Source organism: Pseudomonas sp. xss_2 (genome assembly GCF_043104195.1).
Classification (GTDB): Bacteria; Pseudomonadota; Gammaproteobacteria; order Pseudomonadales; family Pseudomonadaceae; genus Aquipseudomonas; species Aquipseudomonas urmiensis.
Window position 1 is genome coordinate 1 of sequence record NZ_JBICKL010000112.1, and the last position, 24,609, is coordinate 24,609.

The following is a 24,609-nucleotide window of genomic DNA, read 5'->3' on the forward strand; positions in this document are numbered from 1 at the left end:
TGAGGCCGCTACTGACAAGCCGAAATGTTGATACAGCAACAGGCGCCAAACAGTTTGTATCGCATTCAAGCTTTTAATCAGGCCAATGCCCAATAAAGAGGCGGGCAAAAGGCTGGCACGACAACTGCAATAACCTTCCTGAAGCGGTCAGGCGAAGGCTGCGCTACAGCGTAGAACTTCGACCTTATATATAAAGGGAGTATGTGCAGTGCGTGCGAAAGTTAGACTTACCGGTCACCCCCTGGGCAGTGCCGCCAGCGTCGCGGTAATGATGGCCCTGCTCAGCCCAGCGGTGTTCGCCGCAGAAGACTCCACCCTCGACACGGTAACCGTCACCGGCGCTGCCGCCACTGGCGCGCAGAAAGACCAGAAGCGCCTGCAAAAGGTCGCTGGCAACACCGCAGTGATCGACAACCGTCAGGTCGAGCAGGGCAGGGCGTCCAACGCCGAGGATGTCCTGGCCCTGCAACCCGGCGTGTTCGCCCAGGGCACCAGCGGTACGGCCGCGAACAAGATTTCGATCCGCGGCTCGGGCCTGAACACCTTCTACCAGGGCTACGTGCTGGGCACCAAGTTCCTCTTCGACGGCCTGCCAATCACCGGTCCCGGGGGCACCCAGGAAGACTTCCTCGACATGCAGGGGATCGACCACACCGAGGTACTCTACGGCGCCAACGCTTCGGAGTACGCCGCGCTGTCGCTGGGCGGGGCGATCAACTTCGTCAGCAAGACCGGCCGCACCGACCCCGGCAACTACGCCCGCTTCGAAGTCGGCAGCTACGGCTATCGCAAGCAGCAACTGAGCACTGGCGGGGTGGTTGGCGACACTGACTACTACATCAACGTCCTGCACAACGAACGCGATGGCTATCAGGACGACGCCAACAACGAAGGTCGCGGCCTTGCGGCCAACTTCGGCCATGTGTTCAGCCCCAAGCTTGAGACCCGCCTGTTCGTCAAATACCGCGAAGAGCAGCTCACCAACGGCAACACCCTGACCCGCCAGCAGCTCAAGCACGACCCACGCAGCAACCTTGCCCCGACCGGGCGCCGTAAAGACGGCACCACCTTCGTCGGCAACAAGACCACCTATACCTTCGATGACGGCAACAAGCTCGAAGTCGGCGCGTCGTACAACAACTACCCGCTGCTCAACGGCTGGCGCTACTCGCCGACCCCACAAGACTGGCGCTCCAAGGACATCAACCTTACCTTGCGCTACTTCCGTACCGGCGATCGTTTCCTCGGTTTGCCCAGCGACAGCAGCATCATCTTCAGCAATACCCGCGCCTATCTGGCCGACGTCAAGTCGCACAGCCGCGCCACCGGGGCGAAGATCCAGGAAACCAACTACACCGGCTCGCGCGACACGGTGCTGACCTTCGGCAACGAGCTGCAACTGAGCGATGACCTGTGGCTGTCCTCGGGCCTGTCGTTCGTCAACATCCGCCGTAAGGCCGAGATCGAATCGACCACGCTGACCACCGCCAACCCAAGCAACCTACCCACCAGCGTCGAGTACGTGGAGAACGACCTGGCCCCGCGCCTGGGCTTGCGCTATCAGATCAACCCTGAGTTCCAGGTGTTCGGCAACGTCAGCCGCAGCATCGATCCACCGGTAACCTGGCAACTGGGCAGTACCGGCAACCCGTTCCTCTACGATGTGCGGCCACAGAAGGCCACCACCTTCGAGGTCGGCGTGCGTGGCAGCCACGGCATCTTCGATGGCAGCCTGACCTTGTACCGCTCCTGGGTGCAGAAAGAGCTGCTGACCGTGGTGGTGCGTCAGGCCAGCGCCACTCAAGACCAGCTCACCGCCACCTCCAACGCCAGCCCGACCCTTCACCAGGGCATCGAGGCCGGCCTGAACGCGCTGCTCTGGAGCGGGGCCAACGGCGATACCATCGACCTGCGCCAGGCCTACACCCTCAACGACTTCAAATACCGCGACGACGACACCTTCGGCGGCAACGAGCTGCCCAGCCTGCCGCGCCAGGTCTATCAGGCCGAGCTGGCCTACCGCCAGGCCAGCGGCTTCTATGCCTCGCTCAACCTGCGCGCAGCGTCAAGCTACTACATCGACTATGCCAACACCTGGCAGGCGCCGTCGTACGTGCTGTGGGGCGCCAAGTTCGGCTACCAGGCGCCGAGCAAGAAGTGGGAGGTGTTCGCCGATCTGCGCAACCTCACCGACCAGCGCTACGCCAGTGCGGCCAACACGGCTTACAACGCCAATGGCCGCGACTCGGCCAACTTCTATCCGGGGGACGCCTTCTCGGTGACCACTGGCGTGGCGTTTCGTTTCTGATGGCCGCCGTCATGCATAAGCTACTTCGGCCGTGCCTGATGACCGGCGCGCTGCTGCTCGGCGCCTGCTCGCCACCGCCGCCTGGGCAAACTGCAGGCACGCTCAAGGGCGAGGCGGTGAGCGAGGTGAACGGGGTCATGCGTTACCCGGCCAGCGATTTTGTCGAGCAGCGCGAGGGGATACGCGGCGGCACCTTGCGGGTGTCGGCCGCCAGCGATTCGGGCAGCTTCGATATCCATGCGCTGTCGCACGGCAACATGCAGTGGCTGGGCAGGATTCTGTTCGATTGCCTGGTCTACCAGGCCGAGGACGGCACCCTGACGCCGTGGCTGGCGAAAAGCTGGGAGATCAGCGCCGATGGCCTGACCTACACCTTCCACCTGCGCGACGATGTCCGCTTCAGCGATGGCGAGCCGTTCAACGCCGAGGCGGTGCGGGTCAACCTTGAGCACATGCGTGATCCGGCGACCAAGTCGCCGTTGGCAGCAGCCTATATCGCGCCGTTTCTCAAGGGCCGGGTGGTGGATGAGTTCACCTTCGAGGCGACCCTGCGGGCGCCTTATGCGCCGTTTCTCGATGTGCTGTCGCAGGCCTGGCTGGGGATGATTTCGCCCAAGCAGATCCGCGAGGCGCCGCGCACGATCGCTACCCGGCCGATTGGCAGTGGGCCGTTCGTGCTCGACAACTATGTACGCGATCAAGGCGCGACGTTTTCGCGCCGGGATGATTACCACTGGGCGCCCGCAGCGATCAATCATCAGGGCGCGGCTTACCTGCAACGCATCGAGCTCAGTTATGTGCCCGAGGCGATGATCCGCTACACCTCGCTTGAGGCCAACGACAGCGATATGGCTCTGGACGCGCCGCCACAGAACGCCGCGGCGATTCGCGCCAATCCGGACCTGACCCTGCGCAGCCGCATCCGCAAGGGTAACCCCGCGCGCAGCATCACCTTCAATGTCGAGCGCGTGCCATTCGACGATGTGCGGGTGCGCCAGGCCGTGGCCAAGGCCATCGACCGCGATGGCCTGGCGTGGATCTCCGGTTTTGGTGAGTTCCTGGCCAAGGGCGACTTCCTCGCCGTGAACACCCCAGGCTATGACCCGATAGCACGTGATGCGCTGGCCTTCGACCCGGCACAAGCCAACCACTTGCTGGATGCTGCTGGCTGGACCGGGCGCGACGCCGAGGGGTTTCGTACCCGCGCCGGCCAGCGCCTGCAAGCGACCTTGCTGACCTACGACAACCCGGCGTTCCCAGCCAACGTCTCGGTGGCGGTGCAGGCCGACTTGCGCAAGATCGGCTTCGACATGGTGATCGAAGTGTTGCCGCTCACGCGGGTGATGGAGCTGCGCTATGCCGGCCGGTTCGATGCCATTGGCGGCGGCTACTGGCACACCAATACCGCCGATGGGCTGTTCATCCTCTATCACAGCCAGGCCATCCCCAGCGCGCGGATGATCGGCCAGAACGTCGGTCACTTTCGCGATGCGCTGCTCGACCAGTACCTGGGCCAGGCGCGGCAGAGCACTGATCCGCAGCAGCGGCGCACGCTGTATCGCCAAGCGCAGCAGCGCCTGGGCGAAACCGTACCAGCGGTGCCTTCGGTGGAGAGCCAGATGCTGTTGGCTTATCGCAAGGCAGTCGGCGGGGTGCTGTTCGATGGTTCGCACAATGTCCCTCTGTTCACCAGCGTGTGGCTGGCCAAGGAGCAACCATGAAACTTCTGGCACTGGTGCTAAGGCGCCTGCGTGACGGCCTGATCGTGCTGTGGGCGGCTGCCAGCCTGACGTTCATCGGCATGCAGCACAGCGGTGGCGATACCGCGCTGGCGATTCTCGGCGGCCCGGACGCCATGCCCACGCCGCAGATGCTCGCCCAGGTGCGCGCCGAGTACGGCCTCGATCAGCCGCTGTGGCTGCAGTACGGCAATTACCTGGGGCGCTTGGCCCACGGTGATCTGGGCGAGTCGTATCGCCTGCGCATTCCGGTCGGCCAGGCGATTGGCGAGCAACTGGGCGCGACCTTGGCCCTGGCCAGTAGCGCGGCAGTCCTGGCGGTGCTGCTCGCGCTGACTTCGGCGCTGCTGACTGCCAACCGTGGGCGGCGCCTGCGGGCGTTGGTGTCGGGCATCGAGTTGGTGCTGTCGGCAGCGCCGAACTTTGTCATCGGCACCGTGCTGTTGCTGGCCTTCGCCTTCTACTTCCACCTGTTGCCGCCATCGGGCTCGCGTGGCTGGCAGTCGCTGGTGCTGCCGAGCCTGGCCCTGGGCTTGCCGGTGGCGGCCGTGCTGGCCCAGGTGCTGCGCCAGTCGCTTGAGCAGGTGCTGGAACAACCCTTCATCACCCAAGCCCGCGCGCGCGGCATGTCCGACACCGGTGTCCGCCTGCGCCATGCCTTGCGCCATGCCCTGGTGCCGTTGGTGACCCTGGCCGGCTATGTGTTCGCCAGCCTGCTGGGCGGCGCCGTGGTGCTTGAACTGCTGTTCGGCCGCCAAGGCATTGGCCGCCTGATGCTCGACGCAACGGCCAACAAGGACGTGCCACTGGTGCTCGGCGTGACCTTGCTGGCCGCCGCCATCTACGTGCTGGTCAACCTGGTGGTGGATGTACTGACCCAGGCTATCGACCCGCGCACCGCGCACAACTGAAATCCCCGTGAAAGGAACCCACATGAGTCAACAAGCAAGCATTACCGACGCCGAACTCGATGCCCGTTTCGCGCCAATCTTTACCCGTATCGCCGCTGGCGCGGTTGAGCGTGAGCAGCAACGCACGCTGGCCCATGAGCCAGTGGCGTGGCTGCGCGAGGCCGGTTTCGGCGCGCTGCGTGTGCCGCAAAGCCATGGCGGGCTGGGTGCCAGCCTGGCGCAACTGCTGCGCCAGCTGGTGCGTCTGGGCCAGGCAGACTCCAACCTGCCGCAGATCCTGCGGGCGCATTTCGGTTTCGTCGAAGGGCGGCTGTCTTCCAACGATGCTGCGTCGCAGGACTACTGGTTCGCCCGGGTCGTGGCAGGCGAGCTGTGGGGCGCGGCCATGGCTGAGCGCACTGACAGCACCGGCAATACCGTGCAACTGACCCAGGGTGAAGAGGGCGATTACCGCCTCGACGGCGAGAAGTATTACTGCACTGGCACCCTGTATGCCGATTGGGTCGCGGCGGTGGCCAACCACGGCGACGAATTCGTCAGCCTGGCCGTGCCAACCCGCGCTCCTGGGGTCGAGGTGGTGGACGACTGGGATGGTTTTGGCCAGCGCCTGACCGGCAGCGGCACCACCCGTTTTCGCCAGGTGGCGGTGCCGCAGCGGCATGTGCTGCGGCGCTTCGCCAAGGGCGAGTTGCGCGCCGAATCCTACTTGACCGCGTTCTATCAGGTGGTGCACCTGGCCACCCTGGCCGGCATCGCCCGTGCCGTGCTGGCCGACGCAGTTGCCTTCGTCCAGGGCCGAACCCGCGCCTTCGGCGTACCCGGCCAATCGAAGCCAAGCGATGACCCACTGGTGCAGCGAGTGGTCGGTCGGCTGTCGAGTCTGGCCTTTGCAACCGAGGCGCAGGTCAGTGCCGTGGGCCATGGCCTGCAAGGGGTATTCGAGGCGGGCCAGGCTGGGGAGGTCCCTGAGCAGTTGTACACCGATGCCGAAGTACAGGCCTTCCAGGCCCAGCAGATCGTCCTGGCGCAAGTGCTTGAGGCCACCACCTTGCTGTTCGAGGTCGGCGGCGCTTCGGCGACCAGCAATGCCCGACGCCTGGATCGGCACTGGCGTAATGCACGCACCTTGGCCTCGCACAACCCGGCGATCTACCGCGAGCAGGCGTTGGGCGACTACTACCTCAATGGCGTCAGCCCAGCCGCCGCCTGGCGTGCCAAACAGGCTGCGGCCAGTGTAGGGCAGGGCGCAGGCGATGAAGCCAGCGCAGTCTGAACAGGAGAACGCACATGACACAGCAAAAGCAGATGAGCCTGGGCATGAATATCTTGGGTTTCGGCTCGCACTCCGGCGCCTGGCGCCAGGGCGAGGCCGCGATCGATGCCTATATCGACGTTGATTACTACCGCAACATCGCACGCATCTCCGAGCGCGGTTGCCTGGATGCGATCTTCCTCGCCGACGGCCCGGCGTTACCGCCGGATGTCGCCAGCCAGGCCGGTGGCCGTCTGGAGCCGACCATCCTGCTCACCGCCGTGGCTGGCGCCACCGAACGCATCGGGGTGATCGCCACGTGCTCGAGCACTTACAACGAGCCATTCAACCTGGCCCGACGGATAGCCTCGCTGGACCACATCAGCGGCGGCCGGGCGGCCTGGAACGTGGTGACCAATGCCGGTGACGCCGCCGCGCAGAACTTCGGCTACGCCGGCGCGCCACTGCATGTCGACCGCTATGGGCGGGCCGAAGAGTTCGTCGATGTCACCCTCAAGTTGTGGGACAGCTGGGAGGACGACGCGATCATCGGCGACCGTGCCAATGGCCGCTTCGCCGACCCAAGCAAGGTGCATACCCTGGATTTTCACGGCAAGCACTTCCAGGTCAAAGGCCCGCTCAACCTGCCTCGCTCGCCGCAAGGCCGGCCGGTGCTGGTACAGGCGGGCTCCTCCGAAGGCGGCAAGGCCTTGGGCTCGCGTTATGCCGATGCGATCTTCACCACCCAGACCACCTTGCCCGACGGGCTGGCCTTCTACCGCGAGATGAAATCCCGGGCCAAGGCCTGGGGGCGTAATCCGCAGCATTTGAAAATCATGCCGGGGCTGTCGACGGTGATCGGCAGCACCGAGGCCGAGGCGCATGCCCGCTTCGACCAGCTCAATGCCTGGCATGGCGAGCATGGCTTGCTGCAGCAGGTGGCGGGGCGGATCGGTATCGATGCCAGCAAACTGGACCCCGATGCGCCGCTGCCTTGGGCACGGATTGGCGCGGTGGCGGATTTTGAGCGCGGCTCGCACGGTTTTCTGGAAGCGCAGCTGAACTTGGCCCGGCGCGAGAACCTGACCATTCGCGAGCTTTCGCGGCGCATCCTGGTGGGCCATCGTCTGGCGGTCGGCACGCCCGAGCAAGTCGCCGACACCTTGGCCGAGTGGTTCCTGGCCGGGGCAGGGGATGGCTTCAACATCATGCCGGACATGTTCCCGTCCGGGGCGCAGGTGTTCGTCGAAGAGGTGGTGCCGCTGTTGCAGAAGCGTGGGTTGTTTCGCCGCGAGTATCACGGGCACACCTTGCGCGATCACCTGGGCTTGCCCAAGGCCGAGAACCAATATGCGCAGATAAAGGTGGCTCAAGCGTCGGCCTGATAACCGCTGCAAGCGCGTAACAGGCACCGCGCCCCTTGTAGGAGCCGGCGTAGCCTGCGATGGGCTGCAAAGCAGCCCGAAACGCTCAAATCCAACCCATTACCCAAGGACCACCGCATGCTCTACCGCCCGCTAGGCCACACCGATCTCCACGTCAGCCTGCTCAGCCTAGGCACCATGACCTGGGGCCACCAGAACAGCGAACCAGACGCCCATCAGCAACTGGACGCCGCGCTTGCCGCCGGCATCAACTTCATCGACACCGCCGAGATGTACCCCACTCCAACTCGCGCCGAAACCTGGACCACCACCGAGCGTTTCATCGGCACCTGGCTGGCCGCCCGCGGCAATCGCGACAAGCTCATCCTGGCCAGCAAGATCGCCGGCCCCTCGCGCGACCCCGCCGGGCAAACGCACATCCGCGACGGCCTTTCGCACCACGACCGACGCAACATCGTCGCGGCTCTCGATGGCAGCCTGAAACGCTTGCAGACCGACTATCTGGACCTCTATCAACTGCACTGGCCCGACCGCACCACCAACATCTTCGGCGCCCGCGAATACCCCTACGTCGACGACCACCCAGACAGCGCAGCCATCCAGGAAACCCTGGCGGTGCTCGATGAGCAGGTCAAGGCCGGCAAGATCCGCCACATCGGCGTGTCCAACGAAACCCCGTGGGGTGTCGCGCAGTTCCTGCGTCATGGCGAGGACCAGAGGTTGCCGCGCATTGCCAGCATCCAGAACCCCTACAGCCTGCTCAATCGCCTGTATGAGAACGGCCTGTCAGAGTTCAGCCACCGCGACGGCGTCAGCCTGCTGGCCTATTCGCCGCTGGCGTTTGGCGCGCTGACGGGCAAGTACCTCGATGGCGCTCGCCCGGAGGGTGCGCGTTTGTCTTCGGTGTATCGCACCTTCAACCGCTACGACAGCGCCGAGGCCAACAGCGCCATCGCCAGCTACGTCGATATCGCCCGTCGCCGGGGCCTGAGCCCTGCGCAGCTGGCCTTGGCCTTCGTCATTCGCCAGCCCTTCGTGGCCAGCGCCATCACTGGGCAGACCACACTGCTGCAGCTGCAGGAAAACCTCGGTGCGCTCGACCTGCAACTGGACGACGAGCTGTTGGCCGAGATCCAGGCTGTGCACCGCCGTATTCCCAACCCGGCGCCATGAACCAGGAGGCTGGATGAACGCAATTGCTCCCGATCCTGCGCTTGCGCGCGTGGCCCTGGCGCCACCCTTGAGCCGTTGGCGGCCAAGCCGCCCAGGATTATGCCTGGCCTGGGCGGTGCTTGGCCTGTTGCTGCTGGCAGTGGCGCTGCCCGGCTGGTTGGCGCCTGCCGACCCGCTGTTGGCCGATGCCCGTCTGGCCTATCAGCCACCGAGCACAGCGTTCTGGCTGGGCACCGATGAGAACGGCCGCGATGTGCTCAGCCGGTTGATTCACGGTGCACGCCCGTCGCTGTTTATCGGCTTGGCGGCAACTGCGGTGGGCCTCGGTCTGGGCACCCTGCTCGGGTTGCTGGCAGGCCTCGCGCCGGCGTGGCTGGACAACCTGCTGATGCGCGCAGTGGATGTGCTGCTGGCATTTCCCGACCTGCTGCTGGCACTGGTGATCATCACCCTGTTCGGCCAGGGCACCACCAACCTGATCCTCGCCGTGGGGATCGCCGCGGTGCCACGTTATGCACGCCTGGTGCGTGCGCAAACCTTGACGATCCGCCGCGCAGGCTTCGTCGAGGCGGCGCTGACCTTGGGGCGGCGGCCGCTGGCCGTGGTGCTCAGTCACGTGTTGCCCAATGCGGTACAACCGGTGCTGATCCTGGCCTGTATCGGCCTGGGCAGCGCGATCACGGCTGCCGCCGCCTTGAGCTTCCTTGGTTTCGGTGCGCCGCCTCCGGCGCCGGAATGGGGCGCGACGATGGCGGTGGCGCGTAACTTCATGGCCAATGCGCCCTGGCTGATGGCCTGGCCGGCGCTGGCGATTACCCTGACAGTGATTTCCATCAGCGCCATCGGCCGTGACTGGCTGCGGCGCAGCGAGGGCAAAAGCCTATGAGCGGCTCGGACAACGTTTCACCGTTGGTAGACATCCGCGGCTTGCGGGTGAGTTTCAAGGGCGTGCCAGTGGTGCACGGGGTCGATGTGCAGGTGCGTGCTGGACAATGCGTGGCGCTGGTGGGGGAATCGGGCTCGGGCAAGAGCGTCACTGCGCGCACCTTGGTCGGCCTGACCGGAGCCGGTGCGCAGGTTCAGGCGCAGCGCCTGGCCTACGCTGGCCGCGACTTGGCCGGTTTGGATGAGGCCAGTTGGCAGCGCCTGCGCGGCGGACAGATCGGCTTTGTCATGCAAGACGCCCTCGGCTCGCTCGATCCGCTGCGCCGGGTTGGCAACGAGATCGAGGAGGCGTTGTTGCTGCACACCCGCATTGGCCCTGAAGCGCGGCGCCTGCGGGTGCTGGAGCTGCTGCGCGAGGTCGGCGTGCCGGAACCGGAGGTGCGTGCCCGGCAGTATTCCTGGCAGCTGTCCGGCGGCTTGCGCCAACGTGCCTTGATCGCCTCGGCCATCGCCTGCAAGCCGCGCCTGCTGATCGCGGATGAGCCCACCACTGCATTGGATGCGACGGTGCAGGCGCAGATTCTCGCTTTGCTTGAGCAACTGCGCGGCGAGGACAACAGCCTGCTGATGGTCAGTCATGACTTGGCGGTAGTAGCCCGCCTGGCCGATTGGGTCGTAGTGATGCGCCAAGGTGAAGTGGTGGAGCAGGGCAGCGCCGAGCAGATTCTGCAAGACCCTCATGATCCCTACACCCAACGCCTGCTGACAGCTGCGCGAGCGGTGCATTTTCAGCGCCCGGCCACGCCTGCGCTGGCCTTGGTGGAGCCTGCCGTGAACACAGCTGAACAACCGGTCTTGCTTGAGGCGCGCAATTTGAGCAAGGCGTTCATTGGCCCCGATGGGCGTGCGCGCGAGGTGCTGAGCGATGTGTCGCTGCAACTGCGGGCGGGGCAGACCCTGGGCGTGGTCGGTGAGTCGGGATCAGGCAAGAGCACCCTGGGGCGAATTCTGCTTGGACTGGAGCGTCCGGACCAAGGCCAGGTGCAGTTTGCCGGGCAGGACTGGTTGGCCTTGTCCAACGATCAGCAGCGCCTGGCGCGCCAGGGTATTCAGGTGGTGTTTCAAGATCCCCTGGCCTCGTTCGATCCGCGCTATACCGTGCTACGAGTGCTGGCTGAGGCGTTGGCTCAGGCCGGAGTGCCGCGGGCCTTGCAGCGTACTGAGGCGGTGGCATTGCTGGAGCGGGTGCAACTGCCTGCGGGCGTGCTCGAACGCCGGCCGCTGGAGCTGTCGGGGGGGCAGCGTCAGCGCATCGCCATTGCTCGAGCGCTGGCGCTGAAGCCGCGGGTGTTGGTGTGTGATGAGCCAGTGTCGGCGTTGGACGTGTCGGTACAGGCGCGGATTCTGGCGCTGTTAGCAGAGCTCAAGGCTGAGTTGAACCTGGCGTGCCTGTTCATCTCGCATGACTTGGGGGTAGTTGAGCAGGTCAGTGACCAGGTGCTGGTGATGCAGGGTGGGCGCGTAGTCGAACAGGGGCAAGCGGGGCAGGTGCTCGGTCAGCCGCGTCACCCCTATACCCGTGCGCTGCTGGACGCGGTGCCGGGGTTGCCAGCGGCGCAGCCGCTGTGGGTGCGGCGGATTGCGGTGTGAGGTGAGCGGTTGCAGGGGGCAGTGCTGGCGTCATCGCGGGGCAAGCCCGCTCCCACGCCACGTTGACCCTCGTGTAGGATCGGGCTTGTCCCGCGATGAGGCAGGTAATGCCCCTACAGAACCTCAGCGGGCCAGCGCCGGATTTGGCTTGTAGAACAGAAACAACTTGGTCTCGGCGGTCTTGCGATAGGCCTTGGCCCAGTCCGGTCGCACTGTGCGGTCATGGAAGTACAGCGCCCCCCCGGTGGGGTCCTTGAGCTGCTGGTTGAGCGCTTTGCGGGCGATTTCTTTGGCAACGTCATAGCGCTGCTTTTCCTCGACCTGATCAGAGCGCCCGTCGCACCACCAGGAGAACTGGCAGCTCTTGGTTTCCACCCCTTGCTTGACCACCCCGCAGATGGTGTCCGGGAAGCCATCGTGGCCCAAGCGGTTGATCACCACGCTGGCCACCGCACTCATGTCGCGGGCATCCGCCTCCTTGGCTTCCCAATAGATGGTGCGCGCCAGGCAAGTGATGCTGTCGTCCATCGGCGATTGGCCAGCGGGATCGACGGCTTTGACTTCACTGGGGCTCAAGGTCTCGCTCTTTTTCGGCGGTGGCGCCTCCTCGACCACCTTCTCTTCCAGGGCTTGGGCCTTGTCTTCAGCGACCGCGGCCTTGGCGCTGTCAGCGGCATTGAGTGGGCCTGCAAGCAGGGTCAGGGCCAAGCCGAACAGCAGCGACGATAGGCGCATGGTCAAGCTTCCGAAATGTGAGCTGAATCTCAGTCTAGCTGCGACTTTTCAACTCAGCGTCAGGCTTAGCATCACCGGCAGGGTCAAGGCTGCAGCGACCGTCTGCAAGGCGATGATCGTCGCCATCAAGGGCGCATTGCCGCCCATCTGCCGGGCCATTACATAGGACGATGAGGCGGTCGGTAGCGCCTGGAACAACACCGCCACCACCGCCGCCTGGCCGCTCAGGCCGAGCAGGCGGCACAAGCCCCAGGTCGTCAAGGGTAACACCAGAAACTTGAACAGCGACGCCGCCAGCAGCGGCCGGACCTGTTGCCCCAGGCGCGCACCACCCAGCGCTGCGCCGACACACAGCAGCCCCAGGGGCAGGGCCGCCTGGCCGAGGGCCTTGATGGTCGGCTCCAGCCCCGCCGGCAAGCCAACCCCGGTGACCCGCAGCAATAGCCCGCCGGCACAGCCGATGATCAGCGGGTTGGCAAAAATCGCCCGCACTACCGTCGCAGGTGAGCTGTGGCGGGCACTGAATCGGGCAAACACCAGCACGCAGAGCAGGTTGACCAGCGGCACGATGGCAGCATTGGCCACCGCGGCCAGGGCGATCCCGGCGCTGCCGTAGATACCGGCGGCCAAGGTAGCGCCGATGTAGTTGTTAAAGCGCACGCCGCCTTGGAACACCGAGGTGAAGTCGGCGCCGTCATGGTTTACCGCCCCCTGATACAACACCAGCAAGGCCGCGCCCAGCAAGGTCGACAGCATCAGTACCCCCACCATGCCCAGCACCGGTACTCCATCGAGGTTGGCAGTGGCCAGGCCGTGTAGAAACAGGGACGGCAGCAGCACGTAATAGCTCAGGCGCTCAGCGCCAGGCCAGAAGCTCTCGGCGAGAAAACCCCGCACTCGCAGCCAGGTGCCAAGGGCAATCAGCAGGATGATCGGCACCAGTGTGGTCAGCAGCAGCTCAAGCATGGGCGGGGTTCCGTGGTCGGGTACCGGAGCAGCCTACTGCGTGCAGTCAGCAGAAAAAAACGTTGTTTTCTGCATCCATCGTTGAGAAAAACTTCATGTAGCGTCCAGAGCGGTCCTGAGCACTGCACTCAGGTGCCGCCGTTGGCTCTTGTCATGCTCCAGCAATACCATGCGCCGGGTCAGTTGCGGCTCGCCGAATGGCAGCCGGGTTGCAGCGGGCAAACGCTCCAGATCATCATCGGCGATCGGGATGATGGCCACACCCAGGCCCATTGCGGCCATGCGTGCCAGGGCCTCCTGGCTGTCCAATTCCATTTGCTCGTTGACCTGTAGGTGCTGCTTGCGCAGCTCTTGTTCGATCTGGCGGCCGGCCCAGGCGCGCTTGTCGAAGCGCAAGAACGGCTGGCTGGCGAGCAGTTGCGACAAACTTTGGCCTGCCAGTTCGGGGCTGGCGATAGCCCAGAAGCGATCCTCGAACAACGGCGTATAGCTCAGGCACTGCGGATACGGGCTGACCGGTTCGGTAGTGATCGCTGCATCCAGTTCGCCATCTTCTACCCGCCGTGCAAGTTCTGCCGACATGCCCGAGACCACGCTGACATGCAGCTGCGGGTGATGGGCCTTGATCCACAGCAGGGCCTTGGGCAGGCGCCGGGCCAGCACGGTGTGGATCGCGCCAATGCGCAAGCGCCCGCGCAGGCTGGGGCCGCTGGCCAGGGTGTCGGCCAGTTCGTCATAGGCGCTGAGGATGCCCTCGGCGCGGGCCACCGCCAGTTGCCCGGCTTCGGTCAGCATCACCTGGCGGCGGCTGCGGTCGAACAGCTCCACCTGCAGTTCATCCTCCAGGGTCTTGATGTGCAGGCTGACGGCTGAGGGGGTGAGGCTGAGCAGGTCGGCGGCGCGGGCGAAGGTGCCGTGACGGGCGATGGTCACCAGGGTGCGCAGGGCTTTGAGGGACACGCGGGCAGTGCTCCAACAGCTGAACTGGGACAACGCTACAAGCATGCGGCGGTGATTCGCAAGATTTGTTGGTTGCCTGTGCTGGCCTCTCGCGGGTAAACCCCACCGCTGGCTCGGCAGGCGCAAATGCTGCGCTGTAGCAGAAGCGCTCGATCACAGGGGCGCGTTGGCGAACGCGCCAGGTGGTGCTCGGACGTGGGGTGGTGTAGACCATTTGCTGCTCGGCGGAGGGGACTGGAATGTCTTCTATCTGCACAGAAGGCCAGGTGGGCTGAGAACATCGGGTGGTTTGCCCATGTTGGGTAAATTTATTATCTATGAAGGATCATGCGATGAGTCTTGATGTGCGTTTCGTGTATTACCGTAATTTCCGCTTCGACGGACAGTTTCATGTGCGCTGCACCGGCGCCGACCTGGATAAAATCAGAAGCATCCGTTATGTGCTGGAAAAGACCGGCCCCGATGGCCGCCCTGTACAGCTCGATAGCAAGTCGGTGTACTCCCAGGCCCAGAGTGGTCAACTGGTCGATCACGGTTGCCCGGCTACCCTGCGCAGCGAACCTGCGGTGGGTACTTTTACCATCAAACCGACAATCAGCCTGCGGGCTGCTGGGCAGAGCCCGCAGGTGTGGGAACCATTGGCCATTGTCGTCAACCACGGCGAGCTGAGCAGAGGGATTCTTGACGACGTGCCTCTTGCCGGCGTTAACAGTAGGCGCAGGCGCTCGGTAGGGGCAGAGTCCGTTATCGACTCTGCCGGGCACATTCCGCTGCCGAATGATCCGTATGGGCAATCGCTGGAACCGTTCGCAGAGGTCGCGCCGGGCAAAGCGTACCCAACCTTGATAATCAAGTTCGTCGAAGGTGGCTGGGCGCAATTTGTCGCTGAGCTTGAGCCAGGTTCTGGTTCGCAATTGGTGCGGCTCTGGCCGAAATTGAAAGAGGTCATCAGCCTCCAGCCTTTTCTTGCCCCTCTGGAGCGTGATGAGGAAAAAGTCCAGGCGCTGCGCAACTTTTACTATCTTGAGCAGCCTGCCAGTATGCTCAACGATACCTACACGGCGCTGCTCAAGACCTTGGCTGCCTTGGAATATGTTGAAGTCCTTGAGTTCGTGCCCGCCGATAGCGCACCTGGCAATGTCCTGCTGGGGGCGGCGGCCGTGGTGGCGACATTGATCACCGGGGCGGCTGTAGTAGCTGGCAATCAGGCGTATGACGATGCCCAGCCGACACCTGACTTCGAGTCACAGCAAACCTATCTGGATGAACCCGGCCCGCGATATCGGGGGATGAACATCCGCAAGGCATGGGCACAGCAGGTGACCGGTAACGGCGCTCGAGTGCACTTCTCGGACGCTGGGCTGTTTCCCAATCATGAAGATCTGCGGGGCAACTCTAATCTGAAGATCGTTTCACTGCTGCCCAATGGCAATCCCAGCCATGGCACTCAATCAGTCGGGATCCTGCTGGCGACGGCAAACGGGGTCGGCATGACCGGAATTTGCCATGGCGCCGAATTGTACTTGTACAACAATTTCGCGAAGGACCAGTATGGGCGCATCCGCACACCCAAGGACTTGCTTCGTCACGTCGAGCCGGGTGATATCGTGACGATCAACCGTCAGTCTGCTCATGGCGATGTGTTATGGACCTTCTTGCCTTCGATCCATGAGCGGGCCTGGTGGGAGGCGACCAAAGCCCTCACGGAGCGTGGAGCGGTAGTTATCTTCGCCGCAGCCAACGGCAGCACCAAAACCAATGCCAGTAAAGGCACTACAGCCAACTATGGGGTTGATCTGTCGCAATGGCGGTTCTTCAATGACTATGGTGAAGCCGATGCGATCTTGATCGGAGCTTGCCAATCATGGGATGGCAAACCTCACCAATACTCCAACTACGCCTACCGGGGGCGGATGCTCAATAGCTGGGGGGACAGTGTGGCCACCCTCAGTGGCGGCGGGGAGCTGCAAAATAAATCCGCCCCTGATCGGGTCTATACGGACAACTACGGCGGGACTTCGAGTGCCACCCCATTGGTGGCCGGGGCGCTGAGCTTGATTCAGTCATACGCGATAGAGCAGCATCACATCTATCTGAATGCTGATCAGATGCATTTGCTGGTCATGGCCACAGGTTACCTGGACGCAACCTTGCCGCATTCACAAGTTTTGCCTATGGGCCGGCGACCAAACGTACACGCGGCACTGCAATTGCTTGACCGCATTGTCGGCGGCGGGCGCTTCCTTGCGCCCAAAGATGAGCTCTGAACCGCAGCTGACTTAGGTCAAACCCGGAATTGATCCATCAGCCCTTGCTGCTGGTTGGCCAGGCTGTTGAGCGACTGACTGACCCGTGCCGACTCGTTGGCCTGGCCTGACAGCGATTCGGTGACATCGCGGATGGTCGCCACGTTGCTGTTGATCTCCTCGGCCACCGCGCTTTGTTCTTCGGCGGCCGAGGCGATTTGCAGGTTCATGTCGGTGATTACCGTTACCGCCTGGCCGATGCGCTGCAGTGCGGTGACCGCTTGGCCAACCTGTTCGACACCGCCCTGGGCCTGGCGGTAGCTGCTGTCCATGGCGCCGACCACTTCCTGGGTGCCAGCTTGTAGGGCTTCGATGACCTGGCGGGTTTCTTCCACCGACTCCTGGGTGCGGCGGGCGAGGTTGCGCACTTCGTCGGCGACCACGGCAAAACCGCGCCCGGCTTCACCGGCACGGGCCGCTTCGATCGCGGCGTTGAGCGCCAGCAGGTTGGTCTGCTCGGCGATCGAGCGGATCACTTCGAGTACCGAGCCGATCTTCTCGCTGTTTTGCGCCAGGCCTTCGACCTGGCCCATGGCACTGCTCATGTCGGCGGCCAGGGCATCGATGCTGCTGGTGGTACGGTCGATCACCGCCAGGCCGTCGCGGGTTGCCTGGTCCGCTTCCCGTGCCGCTTGCGCGGCCTGGGCGGCGCTGCGGGCGACGTCCTGGGCAGTGGCGCTCATCTCGTGCGAGGCGGTAGCCACCTGGTCGACCTGGCGATACTGCTGCTCCATGCCGGCGCTGGTCTGGCTGGCGATCGCCGCCGACTGGTCCGCCGTACCTCGGGCGGCTTGCACCGAGCGTTTGACCTCGGCAATGGTCGGTTGCAGTTTGTCCAGGAAGCGGTTGAACCAACCGGCCAGCTCACCCAGCTCATCGCGTTTGTCGTATTGCAGGCGGCGGGTCAGGTCGCCTTCGCCGCTGGCAATGTCCTTGAGCATGGCTGCCACGCCAAGGATTGGCCGGGTTACGCCACGGGCCATCAGCCACACCAGCAACAAACCGGCAATCGCCGCGGCCAAGCCCAGGCCCAGTTCCAGCAGGGTGCCGCTGGTATTGAGGGCATCGAGTTCGGCTTTGAGCGCCTCGGCAGGGCCGGTGAGGGCGCTTTCCGGTACATCGAGCAGCACGCCCCAAGGCTTGGCATCCGGGATCGGGGTAAAGACGGCCAGCACTTTCAGGCGTTGTTGATCGTGGAGGATCTGCAACTTGCCCTCGGCCAGCTTGCGTACCAGCTCTGCGCCTTGGCTGCGGTCGACTTCGTCGAAGCGCTGGGCCAGTTTGCTGGCATCGGCACTGTAGCCAGCCAGCAGGCCCACTGGGCTTAGGATGCCGACGGTGGTGCGCCCGTCATAGAGGTTGCGGCTGGCGTCCTGGCTGAGCGCTTGCAGACTGTTGAGGTTGATGTCGATGGACAGGGTAGCGATGACCTTGCCCTTGACCGACAGCGGGAAGACGATGCTGGTCATCAGCACTTGCTGGCCGTCGATGCTATAGAAGTACGGCTCGACCACGCACACCTTGCCGGTGCTGCGCGGGCATACCCACCAGGTGTTGGCCGGCTGACCGCTGGGGCCGACTTCAGTGTTGGCCATGTCCGCTTCCGGCAGGGCCATGGCCGTCAGCTGACCGGCGCGCGGTTGCGACCAATACAAGGCGAAACGCCCGGTTTCGTTACTGCCCAACTCGCTTTGGCCGGCGAACAGGCTGTCTTTGCCGTCCAGTGCACCGGGTTCGAATACCAGCGACAGGCCGAGCAAATCCGGGTTGGCCTGCAGCGCCGCGCGCACCTGGGCGGTCATGTCCTGGCGCAGGTCAAAGGCGTCGAGGAAGCGTTTTTCCGCCTGCTCGCGCAGGAACAGCACCTGGCGGGCGAAGCCTGCGCCGTACTGGTAGGCATCCATGAACTGGCGGCGAATGTTCAGGGCTTGTACTTCACCCTGCGACTCGATGCGGGCCTGGGCCGATTCGGAGAGCATCTTCATGCTGCTCGCCTTGACCAGGTCAGAGCTGTGGTCCATGCGGTACAGCGAGAGGCCGACCAGCAAGCTGACGATGCCTGCCAGGCACAGGCCGGCGAGCAGGGTGATCTTCCACTGGATAGACAGTTGTCGCAAAGGCATTGGCAAATCCCTTCTAATAATTCTGGGGCTGCCGACTGTGTCGGCGTTTGCCTGTTTTTCTTTATTCAAACGTTCAATATAAAAGTCGTATTGCCAAGCGACGCCGATCTAGCGTCAATCGAAATAGTTACAAGCGGCCACCTTGAGCGCTTTGACAAGCGCGCATGGCTGCTTCAGAGTGTGCGCCCTTCATAACAATATCCCCTGGTCCGGCCACTGCTTTGGGCAGCTTGTCGCCGGAACCGTCGCTTTTTGTCTGTCGTAAACGAGGTAAGCCACACCATGAATGCAGTCATTGCCGCGGTCGGCATCATGCTGATATTGAGCCTGTCCCGCGTGCATGTGGTCATCGCCCTGATCATTGGCGCCCTGACCGGTGGCCTGGTCGGCGGCCTGGGTATCGAAGGTACGCTCAAGGCGTTCAATGGCGGCTTGGGTGGTGGTGCGACGGTGGCCCTGTCTTATGCCCTGCTAGGCGCGTTTGCCGTGGCCATCGCCAAATCAGGCTTGGCCCATGCCTTGGCCGATCGCGCCTTGGCGATGATCGAGCGGCAAGGCCACAGCAATGGCGGCAAGGTCAAGTGGCTGCTGATCGGCCTGATGCTGGTGGTGGCGATTTCCTCGCAGAATATCCTGCCTATCCACATCGCTTTCATTCCGCTGCTGGTACCGCCACTCCTGTATGTATTGACGCGCCTGCGCATCGATCGGCGCTTGATCGCCTGCGTGATCACCTTCGGCCTGATCACCCCTTACATGTTCCTGCCGGTCGGCTTTGGCAACATCTTCCTCAATGAAATCCTGCTGGCCAACGTCGCCCGTGCCGGTGTCGATGTCAGTGCGGTCAATGTCACCCACGCCATGGCCATTCCTGCGGCCGGCATGCTGGCTGGGTTGTTGCTGGCGGTGCTATTCAGCTATCGCAAGAAGCGTGATTACGATTTGGCGAAAATCGAGCAGGTCGAGCAGGTCAGCGTCAGCTACAACCCTTTGACCCTGCTGGTCGCGCTGGGGGCCATCGGTGCGGCGTTCATCATCCAGCTGTGGTTGGACTCGATGATCATCGGCGCCATGGTCGGCTTCTTGATCTTCTCGCTGTCAGGCATCGTGCGTTGGAAAGACACCGACGATCTGTTCACCGAGGGCATGAAGATGATGGCCATGATTGGCTTCATCATGATTGCCGCTTCAGGTTTTGCTGACGTGATGAAAGCCACTGGCGAAGTCAAAAGCCTGGTGGAGACTTCAGCGCAGTGGATCGACCACAGCAAGAGCATCGGTGCCTTGCTGATGCTGTTGGTGGGCTTGCTGGTGACCATGGGCATCGGTTCATCGTTTTCCACCGTGCCGATTCTGGCCGCGATCTTCGTGCCGCTGTGCGTGCAGTTGGGCTTCGACCCGATCGCTACGGTGTGCATCGTCGGCACTGCCGGCGCCTTGGGCGACGCGGGTTCACCGGCATCGGACTCGACCTTGGGGCCTACTTCGGGGTTGAACGTCGATGGCCAGCACCACCACATCTGGGACACCGTGGTGCCAACCTTCATTCACTACAACCTGCCGCTGCTGGCCTTTGGCTGGATAGCAGCGATGGTGCTGTAAGGTGAAAGCGAGCGTCAGCCTTTATTGCTGAACGGCGAGATGCGGTTAAGGACGGTACTGCCGTCCTTGCTGCGGGTCAGGTAGACCGGCAGCACCTTGGGCAGGTTGTCTACCAGGCGGCTGACTTCGCGGGTGTTGTAGACACCGCTGACGCGAATCGTGCCGGTGCTTTCATCGGCCAGCAGCAAAGGTTTGTCCAGATAGCGGTTGATCACCGGCAGGGCCTGGGACAGGCTGAGGTTATCCAGGATCAACTTGCCGTTACGCCAGGCCAAGCTGTTGTCGTAATCGTCGCTTTGCGCCAACTGCGGCTCGAAATCGCCCAGGTGATAGCTGGCCTGCATGCCGGGGCCAAGGCGATAGCCACCCTCGGCACCGTTGCTGCTGACCAGCACCGAGCCTTCCACCAACGTCACTTTGACCTGATCCTGATACTTCCACACGTTGAACTGAGTGCCAGTGACCCGGGTCTGGCCGTGACCTGCACGGACAATGAACGGGTGGTTGCTGTCGTGGCTGACCTTGAAGAATGCCTCACCCTTGATCAAGGTGACCTGGCGTTGGTCCTTGAAATTGAAGTAACGCAATTCGCTGTTCAGGTTCAACTCGACCACGCTGCCGTCACTGAGCCTGACCTGTTGCTGGCGGTCACTGGCCTCGAAGTGCTGATAGTGATTGGGCAACCAGCCTTGTTCCCAGCCGACCCAGCCAGCCAGGGGCAGCGCTAGCAAGGCAAGCGCAGCGGCCGAGGCCAATGGCCGCCAACTACGGCTGGGGCGAGGGCGGCGTGCGGCAAGGTCGACCACTGGCGGGTGGCGTGGCAGCAGGTCGGCGGTGCACCAGATGTCCTGCATCGCCCGGTATTCTTCGACATGCCGAGGGTCTGCCGCCAACCACTGATCGAAGGCCTCGCGCTCAGCCGCCGTGCAGTCTTCGGCGTTCAGGCGCATGCACCAATGCGCGGCGGCATCGGTAATGGCATCTTCTTCATTGGGGCTGAGGCGGTCTTGGTTCATTGCGGCTCCCGGTTTTGCGCATTCTACCCTTGCAGGGGGGGTGCCGAGAACCGAGATAATGGCGAATGACTATCAGATACGAGATTTTTCGTCGGTTTTATGGGTGTTTTCCTACAGCGCGATGAGTGCTGGACGGGTTGCCAGCACTCATTTTGTTTGCGTATTGCAGGCTCAGGCCAGTTCCAGCCAGATCGGCGCATGGTCCGACGGCTTTTCCATCGCACGCAGGTCGTAATCCACGCCTGCGGCTTTAAGTCGCGGCAGCAAACCCTGGGAGGCCATGATCAGGTCGATGCGCAGGCCGCGTTTGGGTTCGTCTTCAAAACCGCGGCTGCGGTAGTCGAACCAGCTGAAGCGGTCGTCGACGTCCGGATGCAGGTGGCGGAAACTGTCGATCAGGCCCCAGCCCTTGAGGCGTTCCATCCATTCACGCTCTTCAGGGAGGAAGCTGCACTTGCCGGTCTTCAGCCAGCGTTTGGCGTTCTCGGCACCGATACCGATGTCGCAGTCCTGCGGCGAGATGTTCACATCACCCATCACCACCAGTGGCTGCTGGTTGTCGAACTGGCTTTCCAGCAGCGTCTGCAGATCGCTATAGAAGCGTTGCTTGGCGGGGAACTTGGTGGGGTGGTCACGGCTTTCACCTTGTGGGAAGTAGCCGTTCATGATGGTGATGGGCGTGCCATCGGCATCAGCGAAGGTGCCCCAGATGAAGCGGCGCTGGGCATCTTCTTCATCGCTGGCAAAACCTTTGACCAGCGACAGCGGCGCTTGGCGCGAGAGCAAGGCGACGCCGTAGTGGCCTTTCTGGCCATGGAAATGCACGTGATAGCCCAGGGCCTGGACCTCAGCCAGGGGAAACTGCTCGTCACTGACCTTGGTTTCCTGCAGGCCGATCACATCGGGTTGATGCTTCTCGATCAGTGCCGCCAGCTGGTGCGGGCGGGCGCGCAGGCCGTTGATGTTGAACGAGACGATCTTCATGGCAAGCCATTCCTGGTAAAAGCGGCGATGCTAGCCGACATCGGCCGCGGCCACCAGCATGGCGGCCAATGGTGGACACTGCTAACGTGCTTGGTGAGGTGAACCAAGCAGTGCTGATGCACCTCCAAGGCGCGTATGCCTAATTCAAGGAGGAGTGTCTGCAATGCCCGATCAAACCCCTGTTGCGGCCCGCATCTGTCAGCTCGACGAGGGCTACAGCCGCGAAGTGCGTTCGCTGCTGTATCACGCCTATCGACACGAGCCGACCTTTGCCTACCTGTTCGAGGCTCAGCGCCCGGGCTACGAGCGGCGCTTGCGGGTCATGGTGCGTGAGTGGGTACGCCAGCACTTTTATTTGAAGCTGCCAGCCATTGGCCTGCTGGTCGAGGATCGCTTGGCGGGTGTCGCGCTGATCGTCCCGCCATTGCGGCGCTTGGGCGTGGCTGACAGTTGGCTGTGGCGTCTACGCATGATCCTTGGCACCGGGGTGCGCTGCACGCGGCGTTATCTGGATTACCAGGCGGCGTTGGCGGCGTGCCTGCCTTCTGACCAAGTGCACGTGCTGCCCTTGCTGGGGGTGCATCCACAGTTCCAGGGCCAGCACCATGGTGAGCAATTGTTACAGGCCGTGCATGATTGGTGCGCCGACGATCCGCATACCCAGGGCGTAGTGCTCGATACCGGCAACGCCCACTACCTGGCGTTCTATCAACGGCAGGGCTATCAGGAGATTGGTGAAATTGCTGTAGGACCAATCCGAGAAAGAGTGTTCTTTCACCCGAATCCTTTGTCATCAAAGTCAGCAATTGCCTGACCTGCAGCCGCAGGCGGCTCCCTTGACGGCCGGGCTCTGGTAGCATGCCCCGCATGACGTATTCAGGACGATTAAGCTGGGGCCTGCTCTTGTTGGCCGCCAGCAGCACAGTATGGGCGCAGAGCGAATTGTTGGTGCGGGTGAAGCCGGCCAACAAGGCGCTCAAGGCCAATATCGAAGGTTATATCGGTAGCCTTGGCGAGCGCGATGAAGAGGCCTTGCTGCGCTTTAGTCGTGGTGCCGAGGAGCAGGCGCGCAAGGCCGCTCAGGCCTTGGGCTACTACCAGGCGCAGATCGATACCGAGGTCAAGCCGCCAACCGATCAAGACAAATCCCCGCAACTGATCATTCGCATCGAGCCCGGCGAGCCGGTGCGCTTGCGCAACGTGACTGTGCGCATCGAGGGCCCGGCCACTGAACTCAAAGCCTTCCGAATCCCCAGCAGCAGCGCCTTGCGGGCTGGCGAGCCGCTCAACCATGGGCACTATGAAGATGCCAAGCGGCTGATCCAGAACCAGGCCTCGCGCTACGGGTTTTTCAGGGGGCAATTTACTCAGCAGCAGCTGGCCGTCGACCCCCAGGCGGGGGTGGCGGATATCGACCTGGTCTACCAAAGCGGGCCCCGTTATCGCCTGGGCGCTGTCACCTTCAGTGGCGACTCACCGCTGGACGATGACCTGTTGCAGCGCATGGTGTCGTTCAAGCCCGGTACGCCGTATGACTCGCAGCTGATCGCCGAACTCAACAATGACCTGCAATCGAGCGGCTATTTCGAAGGCGTGCGGGTCGACGCTGCGCCCACCGCTGCGGTGGCTGAAGACATTCCGGTGGCGGTCCAACTGGAAATCCGCAAGCCTCGGACCATGGGCCTGGGCCTGGGCTTTTCGACCGATGTCGGCCCACGTGGCAAGGCTAACTGGACCCGCCACTGGGTCAACCCGCAAGGCCACAGCTATGGCTGGGAAACCGAGCTGTCGGCGCCACGCCAGAACGTCGGCCTGTGGTACGACGTGCCGCTCGATCCGCCCCTGACCGACAAACTGCGCTTCGCCGGCGGCTATCAGAATGAAGAGATCGCTGGCACCGACACGCTCAGCAAACTTTTGACGGTAGGTCCTGAGTGGCATAGCAAACTACCGAGTGGCTGGCAGCGGGTGATCTCGCTCAAGTACCAGCGTGAAGAGTACAAGTTGGGCGATGACTCAGGACTGAGCAATCTGCTGATGCCTGGCGTGAGCTTTTCCTACTTGCGCAGTGACAACCGCATTGATCCGCACAATGGCTATCGCTTGCAGTTCGATCTGCAAGCCGCCAAGGAAGGGTTGCTCTCTGACACCAACCTGCTGCACGGCAACGTGCTGCTCAAGGGGCTGACCACGCTGGGCGAGAATCACCGCTTCCTCGCCCGGGTGCAGTTCGGTGGCAGTGCCACCAACGGTTATCAAAACAACATCCCCCCGTCGCTGCGCTTCTTCGCCGGTGGCGACCAGAGCGTGCGCGGCTACGACTATCAGAGCCTGTCGCCAAAAAACAGCGATGGCGACCGCATTGGCGGTCGCTATATGGTCGCTGGCAGCGCCGAGTACCAGTACTCGCTGACCGAAAAGTGGCGAGTGGCGACCTTTATCGATCAGGGCAACTCGTTCAATTCGCTGGAGCTGCCGAGTCTCAAGACCGGTGTCGGCTTTGGCGTGCGTTGGGTTTCGCCGGTTGGGCCGTTGCGCCTGGACCTGGCCAAGGCGTTGGACGACGACGGTGGTATTCGCCTGCACTTTTCCATGGGGCCTGAGCTGTGACGCG

The 24,609-nt window shown here is 63.1% G+C and carries 18 protein-coding genes and 1 pseudogene; 12 read left to right on the plus strand and 7 right to left on the minus strand.

Annotated elements, in window-relative coordinates; translation table 11 throughout:
- The first annotated feature begins 208 nt into the window (after positions 1 to 208).
- The 8 genes from ACF8K2_RS24990 (at position 209) to ACF8K2_RS25025 (ending at position 11,303) form a co-directional block, all read left to right on the plus strand.
- Complete coding sequence (locus ACF8K2_RS24990) at positions 209 to 2,308, plus strand: TonB-dependent receptor family protein (RefSeq protein WP_392468447.1); 2,100 nt, start codon at positions 209 to 211, stop codon at positions 2,306 to 2,308.
- 11 nt (positions 2,309 to 2,319) lie between these two features.
- Positions 2,320 to 4,029, plus strand: a complete 1,710-nt coding sequence (locus tag ACF8K2_RS24995) for an ABC transporter substrate-binding protein (RefSeq protein ID WP_392468450.1) — start codon at positions 2,320 to 2,322, stop codon at positions 4,027 to 4,029.
- Complete coding sequence (locus ACF8K2_RS25000; protein WP_392468455.1) at positions 4,026 to 4,958, plus strand: ABC transporter permease; 933 nt, start codon at positions 4,026 to 4,028, stop codon at positions 4,956 to 4,958. Before ACF8K2_RS24995 ends, ACF8K2_RS25000 begins: the two co-directional genes overlap by 4 nt.
- A 22-nt stretch (positions 4,959 to 4,980) precedes the next feature.
- The gene (locus tag ACF8K2_RS25005; RefSeq protein ID WP_392468458.1) at positions 4,981 to 6,231 is read left to right on the plus strand and encodes an acyl-CoA dehydrogenase family protein; all 1,251 of its coding nucleotides are present in this window, start codon (positions 4,981 to 4,983) and stop codon (positions 6,229 to 6,231) included.
- 14 nt (positions 6,232 to 6,245) lie between these two features.
- Positions 6,246 to 7,595 carry an LLM class flavin-dependent oxidoreductase gene (locus ACF8K2_RS25010; protein WP_392468461.1) on the plus strand — a complete coding sequence of 450 codons (1,350 nt, stop codon included), beginning with the start codon at positions 6,246 to 6,248 and terminating at the stop codon, positions 7,593 to 7,595.
- A 117-nt stretch (positions 7,596 to 7,712) separates the two neighbouring features.
- On the plus strand, positions 7,713 to 8,768 hold the full coding sequence (locus ACF8K2_RS25015) for an NADP(H)-dependent aldo-keto reductase (RefSeq protein ID WP_392468464.1): 1,056 nt from the start codon (positions 7,713 to 7,715) through the stop codon (positions 8,766 to 8,768).
- A gap of 13 nt (positions 8,769 to 8,781) precedes the next feature.
- On the plus strand, positions 8,782 to 9,654 hold the full coding sequence (locus tag ACF8K2_RS25020) for an ABC transporter permease (RefSeq protein ID WP_186555205.1): 873 nt from the start codon (positions 8,782 to 8,784) through the stop codon (positions 9,652 to 9,654).
- Entirely contained in the window at positions 9,651 to 11,303 is a 1,653-nt protein-coding gene (locus ACF8K2_RS25025) for a dipeptide ABC transporter ATP-binding protein (protein WP_392468467.1), read from the plus strand. The genes ACF8K2_RS25020 and ACF8K2_RS25025 overlap by 4 nt, the downstream gene beginning before the upstream one ends.
- Positions 11,304 to 11,426: 123 nt before the next feature.
- On the opposite strand, the gene ACF8K2_RS25030 is transcribed toward ACF8K2_RS25025, so the two are convergent.
- From ACF8K2_RS25030 to ACF8K2_RS25040, 3 genes are all read right to left on the minus strand, one after another.
- Positions 11,427 to 12,038: a cell wall hydrolase gene (locus ACF8K2_RS25030; protein ID WP_392468470.1), complete on the minus strand. Its 612-nt coding sequence runs from the start codon at positions 12,036 to 12,038 to the stop codon at positions 11,427 to 11,429.
- Between the two features lie 48 nt (positions 12,039 to 12,086).
- The gene (locus ACF8K2_RS25035) at positions 12,087 to 13,004 is read right to left on the minus strand and encodes an AEC family transporter (protein ID WP_392468472.1); all 918 of its coding nucleotides are present in this window, start codon (positions 13,002 to 13,004) and stop codon (positions 12,087 to 12,089) included.
- A gap of 93 nt (positions 13,005 to 13,097) precedes the next feature.
- Entirely contained in the window at positions 13,098 to 13,964 is an 867-nt protein-coding gene (locus tag ACF8K2_RS25040; protein ID WP_392468475.1) for a LysR family transcriptional regulator, read from the minus strand.
- 332 nt (positions 13,965 to 14,296) lie between these two features.
- Here ACF8K2_RS25040 and ACF8K2_RS25045 point away from each other — a divergent pair, with 332 nt between their 5' ends.
- Positions 14,297 to 16,231, plus strand: a complete 1,935-nt coding sequence (locus tag ACF8K2_RS25045; protein WP_392468478.1) for a S8 family serine peptidase — start codon at positions 14,297 to 14,299, stop codon at positions 16,229 to 16,231.
- A 17-nt stretch (positions 16,232 to 16,248) separates the two neighbouring features.
- On the opposite strand, the gene ACF8K2_RS25050 is transcribed toward ACF8K2_RS25045, so the two are convergent.
- Both ACF8K2_RS25050 and ACF8K2_RS25055 read right to left on the minus strand, forming a co-directional pair.
- Positions 16,249 to 17,004, minus strand: a complete 756-nt coding sequence (locus ACF8K2_RS25050) for a methyl-accepting chemotaxis protein (RefSeq protein WP_372353286.1) — start codon at positions 17,002 to 17,004, stop codon at positions 16,249 to 16,251.
- Positions 17,005 to 17,106: 102 nt separating this feature from the next.
- A pseudogene (locus tag ACF8K2_RS25055) lies at positions 17,107 to 18,393 on the minus strand (HAMP domain-containing protein); the annotation flags it as partial.
- A gap of 282 nt (positions 18,394 to 18,675) precedes the next feature.
- Between ACF8K2_RS25055 and ACF8K2_RS25060 the strand changes: the two are divergent.
- Positions 18,676 to 19,995, plus strand: a complete 1,320-nt coding sequence (locus ACF8K2_RS25060; RefSeq protein ID WP_392468481.1) for a Na+/H+ antiporter family protein — start codon at positions 18,676 to 18,678, stop codon at positions 19,993 to 19,995.
- A 14-nt stretch (positions 19,996 to 20,009) separates the two neighbouring features.
- Here the strand turns inward: ACF8K2_RS25060 and ACF8K2_RS25065 are convergent, their stop codons facing one another.
- Positions 20,010 to 21,011: a FecR family protein gene (locus tag ACF8K2_RS25065; protein WP_186555213.1), complete on the minus strand. Its 1,002-nt coding sequence runs from the start codon at positions 21,009 to 21,011 to the stop codon at positions 20,010 to 20,012.
- A 171-nt stretch (positions 21,012 to 21,182) separates the two neighbouring features.
- Entirely contained in the window at positions 21,183 to 21,995 is an 813-nt protein-coding gene (xthA, locus tag ACF8K2_RS25070; protein WP_392468484.1) for an exodeoxyribonuclease III, read from the minus strand.
- A 163-nt stretch (positions 21,996 to 22,158) separates the two neighbouring features.
- Here xthA and ACF8K2_RS25075 point away from each other — a divergent pair, with 163 nt between their 5' ends.
- The gene (locus tag ACF8K2_RS25075) at positions 22,159 to 22,809 is read left to right on the plus strand and encodes a GNAT family N-acetyltransferase (RefSeq protein ID WP_392468487.1); all 651 of its coding nucleotides are present in this window, start codon (positions 22,159 to 22,161) and stop codon (positions 22,807 to 22,809) included.
- Between the two features lie 53 nt (positions 22,810 to 22,862).
- Positions 22,863 to 24,605 (plus strand): autotransporter assembly complex family protein, encoded by a 1,743-nt coding sequence (locus ACF8K2_RS25080; protein ID WP_392468489.1) that lies wholly within the window; start codon positions 22,863 to 22,865, stop codon positions 24,603 to 24,605.
- Positions 24,606 to 24,609: the final 4 nt, after the last annotated feature.